This window comes from Nostoc sp. PA-18-2419 (assembly GCF_005869855.1).
Taxonomy (GTDB): domain Bacteria; phylum Cyanobacteriota; class Cyanobacteriia; order Cyanobacteriales; family Nostocaceae; genus Nostoc.
Genome location: NZ_SZNH01000081.1, coordinates 1 through 7,765 on the forward strand (window position 1 = coordinate 1; position 7,765 = coordinate 7,765).

Sequence of the window (7,765 nt, forward strand, 5' to 3'; positions counted from 1 at the left end):
ATCAATCTTGTCAACTTGAGACTGAAGCACAAGAAAATAATGATGTTAATTTTTCTAATCATCCGCAATGGAACCATGAAGCTGTTCTAATCATCCGCAATGGAACCATGAAGCTGGATGGAAGAATACTTTAAATAATCTGCGTCTTATTATCCAACCACTTTTACTATTTTGGTTAATTTATCCCTGGTTAAGTATTTTCCCTAATTCACATTTGTTACTAGGATTCAATCATTTAATTGCTGCAATGAATCAATTTAAACCCTGTTATGCTTCTGGATGATTTAGCTTCTTTACTACTTGCTTATTTCGGAAAGTGACAGAAGAGGGGTAAACCCGGTTATTCATCCGCCAGTCGTACAGAATTCATGCTGAATTCTGACTCTTGACTTCTGAATTCTGTTCGATAAATTAAGAGATCAAGTTTTGGGGGGGTGCGCTTATATTTTGATGTACATCAATCATTGTAAAGGTTTGGAATTTCGCACCGCGAACTAAACTCCAGCCTTCCTTCTCTCACTTGAAATGGATGTTTGAGTGGTTTATTCGACACACTACCTTTGATTTCATCACTGCTGGGATGTACGGATTTTTTGCAAAAATCAAATAGGAGTCCTATAGAATATACAKCAGTTTTATATGAATAATCTACAATGAGCGAACAAGCAACATTCTTATCTACAGCAGTTTCTCATAATGGAATTGAAATGATGGAGCGTCACCAGCGTGGTGTAACACTGTGGATTACCGGCTTAAGTGGTGCGGGCAAAACCACGATTAGCTCTGAAGTAGAGAAAAAGCTACGAGCCGTAGGCTATAAAGTTGAAGTTTTAGACGGCGATGTGGTGCGCCAGAACTTGACCAAGGGTTTGGGATTTAGCAAGGAAGACCGAGAGGAAAACATTCGCCGCATTGGTTTTGTGGCGGAGCTACTGACTAGAAACCAAATTATAGTCATTGTTTCAGTCATCTCTCCCTACCGAGAAATGAGGCAAGAAATGCGGCATCGCATCGGCAACTTTATCGAGGTTTACGTTAACGCACCCATTGAAGTCTGCGAACAACGCGATGTAAAAGGGCTATATAAGAAGGCTCGCTCCGGGAAAATTAAAGACTTTACGGGGATCGACGCTCTGTATGAACCACCTCTGAATCCAGAAGTGGAATGTAGAACTGATATAGAAAGCCTAGATGTGAGTGTAGCCAAAGTATTAGCAAAGCTCGCCGCATGGGACATAATATCAGAAACGGTATTATATTCTACTGCCCAGCGGTCGTCTCCCAAAACATTTTGTTATTTGCGCCCTACTAAAAATGCCGAAATTATCGATTCTATTGGCGATCATTCGTGAGAGATTAAGGTCGAATACCATTTGTCAATAAGCAATAGTACTTAAAATATGGCTGAAAATAGGGCTATTCATTAACAGATATGAATTCGGTTTAGAGATTTAAAGCTATTTCAACTCATCTGCAACATTACCTGGTCAATGAGTAAATATTTAATCAATCGATTACTAATTGCTATTCCGACGTTAATTGCCATTAGTATTGTGATCTTTACTATTCTGGCATTAGCACCAGGCGATCCAATGGGAGAATTTGCCCTGAATCCTTCCATCACATCTGAAGTTCGGGAAAATATCAGAAAATCTTTAGGTTTAGATCAACCAATTTATATCCGCTATGTCAAGTGGTTTACCGCTTTTATCAGTGGAGATATGGGCTATTCCTTTACTAGCCGCAGTCCAGTAATTGGTTTAATTCTCCAACGGGTACCGACAACCTTGTGCGTGGTTGGTTGTGCTTATCTTTTTGGTATATTGCTGGCTATCCCTTTAGGCGTAATTTCGGCTCTCAAACGCAATACTATTGTTGATACAGTTTTGACTACTTTAGTTTTTTTTGGGTTTTCTTTACCAACATTTTTTACAGGATTACTGTTTATTATTATCTTCAGTATCCAGTTAAAATGGTTCCCTTTTATTTATAACAGTACTTTACAGGTAACAGATTGGCAGAGTTTTATCGCTCAAATTAAACAATCTATTATGCCTATTTGTGTATTAGGAATTCGACAAACAGCAATGCTGATGCGTTTTGTGCGTTCAGAGATTTTAGAAAATATCCATCAAGACTATGTGCGTACTGCTTATGCTAAGGGATTACCCAAATTTTTGGTTATCAATCGTCATGTTTTACGGAATGCGTTAATTCCTGTAGTTACATTGGTAGCCTTGGATATTCCAAGTGTCTTTACAGGCGCTCTAGTGACAGAAAAGGTTTTTCGCGTTCCGGGTATAGGTGCTTTATTAATTGATTCTATCTATAATAATGACACACCAGTAGTCATGGCAATTACCTTTATATACGCAATTTTGATTGTTATTTTTAGCCTGATTGCAGATATTCTCTATGGGTTATTAGATCCTCGCATCAAGTATACAAAATAGCTAAAAAATTTCCAATTAATAAAAAATAGAGTCATTACTCTGGCTGTTAGTAGTATACAAATTAAATGTAGATTAAATGTAGAACATCTTTTATGTTGAAGCGATCGCCTAATCAAAGTTCAGAACCATCCAAATTTTTAGTTTCTCCAGCATCAACCAATCTTTCTAAGCAAGAAACCCTCACACAAGAAGCATGGCGCAAGTTTCGTCGTAATCGTCAAGCTATGTTTGGGATTGTAGTCTTGCTAATTATAGTGTTAAGTGTTTTGTTTGGGCCATTTATTTATAATATTCCCCTCAACAAAATTGACTTTGCCCAATCCACTCTTGGTCCTAGTTGGGTACATCCATTTGGTACTAATGATTTAGGTCAGGATATATTAGCGAGAGTTTTGTATGGTGGACGAATATCGATCGCAGTCGGAATTTTTTCGATGTTAGTAGCCATGACTCTCGGTACACTGATTGGCGCACTTGCTGGATTTTATGGCAGCTGGCTGGATATTGTTTTGATGCGTTTGACAGATTTGTGTTTAGCTTTACCACGACTGCCATTATTATTACTAGTAATATTTTTGTTTCGGGATGCAATTAAGGCGATCGCCGGGCCAGAAATAGGTATATTTGTGTTGATAGTACTGGTGATTGGTGGACTCAACTGGATGTCTGTGGCGAGATTAGTGCGAGCCGGTTTTTTGACAGTGCGGGAGTTAGAATTTGTCACAGCAGCACGCGCTCTTGGTGCTTCCCCTGCACGGTTGATTTGGGTTCATATTTTGCCCAACGTCATTAGTCCCGTACTCGTTGCTGCTACTCTTTCAGTAAGTACTGCGATCGTTACCGAATCAACCCTGAGCTTTTTTGGTTTAGGTTTTCCACCTGATGTGCCAACTTGGGGACGAATGCTTAACGAAGGGCAAAACTTTCTAGAATATGCTCCCCACATAGTTATTTTCCCTGGCACAGCAATATTTCTCACGGTGTTAAGCATTAACTATATAGGTGATGCTTTACGAGATGCGCTAGATCCCAGACTATCGTGAATTCACAGGGATTGAGCATCAGGAAAATTGCCCAATCCCTAGTCATTCATTTTAACCGCCAATCTTTAATATTCCAGGTAGCATCATCCCAAGGAGTTGAATCTATACCAGTGATTCTGTTACTGACTCCATTAACATCAGCGCGAGAAATTAGCGGAATTACAGCTTGGTCTTTAATTAACAAGTCGTTCATCTGAATAATTAACTGTCGGCGTTGTTGCGGGTTTAACTCTGTATTAGACTGTTGCCAAAGCTTGTCGTATTCAGGGTTACAGTAACGAGAAGTATTCCGTTTCGACCAATTATTTTTCTTCTGGGAAATCTCATTACAAGTCCACGCCTTCAGAGAACTACCTGGGTCTGGGTTACTATTGCCACCATTAAACATTTGTAAATCAGCGTGAAAGTGAGCAAGAGTATCTGGGTTAGCAGGGTCACTAGAAAAGAAAATACTCGAATCGATACTCTTGAGTTCTACGCCCACGCCAATAGAAGTTAGTGATTGTTTAATGATTTCCTGAGTTTTCTGGCGGACTGAGTTGACTGAAGTTTGAAACAAAACCTTGAGTTCTACACCATTTTTATCCCGAATGCCGTTGCCGTTGGTATCTTTCCATCCAGCTTCATCCAATAAAGTAGTAGCTTTTTTCAAGTCAAATTCATATTTCGTATTGGTTGAATTATAAATATCTGGCGCTATCAGGATATTTGTAACAACACGACCAGTTTGACCATATAACTGTTGATTAATAGTGTCACGGTCAATAGCATAATTAAAAGCTTGACGCACTTTCAAGTCTTTAAAAAAAGGATGGGGGAACTCTATGCTGGAGCGTTCACCATCTTTGGTTTGTTTGTTAGGGTCAGTTTGATTAATAATAATCCGTTCCGAGTAAGAACCAAAGCTGATATCTAATCTACCTTTTCCCGCTGCCTCTAGCTGCTTAAGGATGGGAGCTTCTACTTGGAGCTTCCAGGCAAAATCTACATCTCCAGTCTGCAATACTGCTCTAGCAGCTGAAGTTGCATCTCCACCACCTTTAAATTCTACTCGTTTAAAGAAAGGTTTATTTGCTTCCCGGAAAAAGGAATTAGCTTCATAGATAACAATGTCACCAGGCTTGAAGTCCACCACTCGATAAGGGCCAGTTCCTACAGGAAGCAGATTAGCTGGCGCTTCTCTGGCGTTGCTACCGTTATATTTTTCGAATATATGACGAGGTATGATTGAGCCATTGGAACTAATAAACAGCAATGACCAAGCTGGGTTAGGCTCTTGGAAATTGATTTTAACGGTATAGTCGTTCAAGGCTTCAACACTTTTGACAGTTTGATAATTAGCAGCAGTGGTTGCACCTACAGCTGGATTACTAACAAATTGATAGGTAAACACTACATCCGCAGCTGTAAAAGGTTTACCATCAGACCATTTGACTCCTTGTTTGAGTTTCCAAGTCACTGATTTACCATCTTTTGCTACTCCACCATTCTCTAAGGAGGGGATTTCTGCTGCTAGAAAAGGGACTAGTTTACCCTCTTTATCAAAGCTGGCCAAGGGTTCGTAAGTAATTCGACTGGCTTCAAAGTCTTTGCTACCTTGAGCTAGATGGGGATTAAGAATAGTTGGTGCTTGCCAATAGAGAAGCTTCAAGGTATTACTAGCAGCACTAGCATTACTTATGGCTATTGGAGTAGAGGCGGTTGGAGATTGAGAATTTGGAGAAAAACAAGCAGTTAGTAACAAAATACTAAGCAACGACTGAGCAAAAATCTGAATCCTACTGAAGTTATTGAATATGGTCATGTTGGACTGTCTCTAGCGGTTTAAGCTAAATTTAAAGGGGCGATCACCTCATTTTAGATTTTAATTACGAATTACGAATTACTTTAATATCCTGCTTGCTTATTGACTTGGGAAGTTTATTACAAAAAATTTGTGACCTACCAACAAGCCGAGTCCAAAAAATCTCAAAATAGCTGTAGCAGTCAAATGAAAAAGTTTCAAGAGGAACTTGAGGAACAACGACAGCAAGCTATGTCCATGTACAGCAACACAGTATGAATCAATCTAAAATCTCAACTAGCTTATGAGCCTTCTGAGTTTCGCACCACGAACTAGTCTAAACTTCAGTAATAAGTACTGAATAGCCATGATTTCTAAACGGATAACAAGATGGAAAATAATCAAGAATACCACATGTCCTCAGATGAATTTCGTTATTGGGGATATAAAACTATTGATTGGATAGCTAATTATCTAGAAACAGTAGAGCAACTGCCTGTTTTATCTCAAGTAGAACCTGGAGACATTAGAGCTAAACTACCAGAAACAGCCCCAGTAAAAGGAGAGTCTTTCGCAGGCATTTTACAAGATTTAGATGAAATTATTGTACCAGGATTGACTAATTGGCAGTCTCCAAACTTTTTTGCTTTCTTTCCTACAGGTATTTCTGCACCATCAGTTTTAGGAGAATTAGTCAGTGCGGGACTTGGAGTTCAGGGAATGTTATGGGCAACTTCTCCAGCTTGTACTGAGTTAGAAACTCATGTTCTAGACTGGTTAATAGATATGTTGGAACTTCCCTCGCAGTTTAAATCTTCTACCACAGGAGGAGGAGTAATCCAAGACTCAGCCAGTAGTGCTTCTTTAGTAGCTTTGATAGCAGCTAGAGAACAATCAAAAGCAGATATTAATCAACTGGTTGTCTACACTTCTACTCAAGCACACTCTTCAATTGAGAAAGCTGCCAAAGTAGCGGGAATTAAGCGAGAAAATTTCCACTTAATTGAGGTTGATACTGATTTTAGAATGTGTTCAGAATTACTCCAAAAGCAAATTGTTACAGATATTAAATCTGGGTTAATCCCTTTTTATATTGCTGCTACTGTGGGGACAACTTCATCTCATGCCATAGATCCATTAACACAAATAGGTGCGATCGCCCAAGCGCATAATATTTGGCTCCATGTTGATGGCGCAATGAGCGGGACAGCAGCTATATGTCCTGAGTATCGGTGGATTCACCAAGGATTAGAACTAGCAGACAGCTATTGTTTTAACCCTCATAAATGGATGCTGACTAATTTTGATTGTACGTGTTTTTATGTGAAAGATCGAGCTAAACTAATTCAAGCACTATCTATCATGCCTGAATATCTAAAAAATCAAGCCAGCACGTCTGGTAAAGTGATTGACTATCGAGACTGGCAGATTTCTTTAGGACGTAGATTTAGAAGTCTCAAGCTGTGGTTTGTAATCCGGCACTATGGGATAGAAGGCTTACAATATTATATTCGTAAGCATATTGCTTTAGCACAAGAATTTGCTGAATGTGTAAAATCTCATCCTCGTTTTGAGCTAGTTATGAATCACCCATTAAATTTGGTATGCTTTCGCCATAAATTTGGTGATGCAATTAACGAAAAAATCATTAGCAATATCAACTCTTCAGGTAAAATCTATCTCACTTCTACCAAACTGGAGCAAAAATTAACTTTAAGAATGTCAATTGGACAAGCAAGCACAGATAAAATACACGTACAGCAGGCTTGGCAATTAATTTGTCAAACTGCTGAGAACATAGAAAATAATTAACTCACTTTTAGCCACACACACTCAACAACTAAACTTTCAGTATACGTTGAGCGTGCAACTTGACTAAATCTATTTTAGCCTGACTGATTTAGGTAAATATTATTATTGTCCACTCAAACGCAATCGATTAGTAGGGCTAAGGCTAGAGAAGATGACATGAAGAGTCCTGCCTTTGTCTACCGAAGCATACAAAAATTTACACTGTTCCTCTTTTCAACAGTGTCGGAACATTTCTCCCATAGCACCCGATAAATCCTGATAAATTGATGAATTTTAGGCTCGAATCAGTTTTTCTTTCAAGCGTCTTCTAAAAGTCTCTTGGCAACTTGGCAACCTGACTTTTCACGGGATGTTGAAAGTTAGCTTGACAACCGTTTTACAGCTTTAATTTGTTACCAATGGTAGTATCCCTCTTCTGTCACTTTCCGAAATAAGCAAGTAGTAAAGAAGCTAAATCATCCAGAAGCATAACAGGGTTTAAATTGATTCATTGCAGCAATTAAATGATTGAATCCTAGTAACAAATGTGAATTAGGGAAAATACTTAACCAGGGATAAATTAACCAAAATAGTAAAAGTGGTTGGATAATAAGACGCAGATTATTTAAAGTATTCTTCCATCCAGCTTCATGGTTCCATTGCGGATGATTAGAAAAATTAACATCATTATTTTC

At 38.7% G+C, this 7,765-nt stretch carries 6 protein-coding genes and 2 pseudogenes; 6 read left to right on the forward strand and 2 right to left on the reverse strand.

Annotated features, from left to right (window positions below; translation table 11 throughout):
• Positions 1-85: 85 nt before the first annotated feature.
• The 4 genes and pseudogenes from FCR06_RS31675 to FCR06_RS31690 all read left to right on the forward strand — a co-directional run.
• Positions 86-283 (forward strand): annotated as a pseudogene (locus FCR06_RS31675) (IS701 family transposase); the annotation flags it as partial.
• A gap of 370 nt (positions 284-653) precedes the next feature.
• Entirely contained in the window at positions 654-1,352 is a 699-nt protein-coding gene (gene cysC, locus FCR06_RS31680; RefSeq protein ID WP_138506835.1) for an adenylyl-sulfate kinase, read from the forward strand.
• Between the two features lie 138 nt (positions 1,353-1,490).
• Positions 1,491-2,453 carry an ABC transporter permease gene (locus FCR06_RS31685; RefSeq protein ID WP_138506837.1) on the forward strand — a complete coding sequence of 321 codons (963 nt, stop codon included), beginning with the start codon at positions 1,491-1,493 and terminating at the stop codon, positions 2,451-2,453.
• Between the two features lie 92 nt (positions 2,454-2,545).
• On the forward strand, positions 2,546-3,496 hold the full coding sequence (locus tag FCR06_RS31690) for an ABC transporter permease (protein WP_138506839.1): 951 nt from the start codon (positions 2,546-2,548) through the stop codon (positions 3,494-3,496).
• A 46-nt stretch (positions 3,497-3,542) separates the two neighbouring features.
• On the opposite strand, the gene FCR06_RS31695 is transcribed toward FCR06_RS31690, so the two are convergent.
• Positions 3,543-5,300 (reverse strand): peptide ABC transporter substrate-binding protein, encoded by a 1,758-nt coding sequence (locus tag FCR06_RS31695; RefSeq protein ID WP_138506841.1) that lies wholly within the window; start codon positions 5,298-5,300, stop codon positions 3,543-3,545.
• A gap of 132 nt (positions 5,301-5,432) precedes the next feature.
• On the opposite strand from FCR06_RS31695, the gene FCR06_RS34520 reads away from it, so the two are divergent.
• Together FCR06_RS34520 and FCR06_RS31700 are read left to right on the forward strand one after the other, a co-directional pair.
• Positions 5,433-5,558, forward strand: coding sequence for a hypothetical protein (locus tag FCR06_RS34520; RefSeq protein ID WP_262984735.1), 126 nt, complete (start codon positions 5,433-5,435; stop codon positions 5,556-5,558).
• 111 nt (positions 5,559-5,669) lie between these two features.
• The gene (locus FCR06_RS31700) at positions 5,670-7,091 is read left to right on the forward strand and encodes a pyridoxal-dependent decarboxylase (protein ID WP_138506843.1); all 1,422 of its coding nucleotides are present in this window, start codon (positions 5,670-5,672) and stop codon (positions 7,089-7,091) included.
• Between the two features lie 455 nt (positions 7,092-7,546).
• Here FCR06_RS31700 and FCR06_RS31705 read toward each other — a convergent pair.
• Positions 7,547-7,765, reverse strand: a pseudogene (locus FCR06_RS31705) (IS701 family transposase); the annotation flags it as partial.

Coding starts and splice junctions, on each gene's coding strand:
- FCR06_RS31700 (WP_138506843.1), top strand. CDS start 5,670: ATGGAAAATAATCAAGAATACCACATGTCCTCAGATGAATTTCGTTAT.
- FCR06_RS31695 (WP_138506841.1), bottom strand. CDS start 5,300: ATGACCATATTCAATAACTTCAGTAGGATTCAGATTTTTGCTCAGTCG.
- cysC (WP_138506835.1), top strand. CDS start 654: ATGAGCGAACAAGCAACATTCTTATCTACAGCAGTTTCTCATAATGGA.
- FCR06_RS31685 (WP_138506837.1), top strand. CDS start 1,491: ATGAGTAAATATTTAATCAATCGATTACTAATTGCTATTCCGACGTTA.
- FCR06_RS31690 (WP_138506839.1), top strand. CDS start 2,546: ATGTTGAAGCGATCGCCTAATCAAAGTTCAGAACCATCCAAATTTTTA.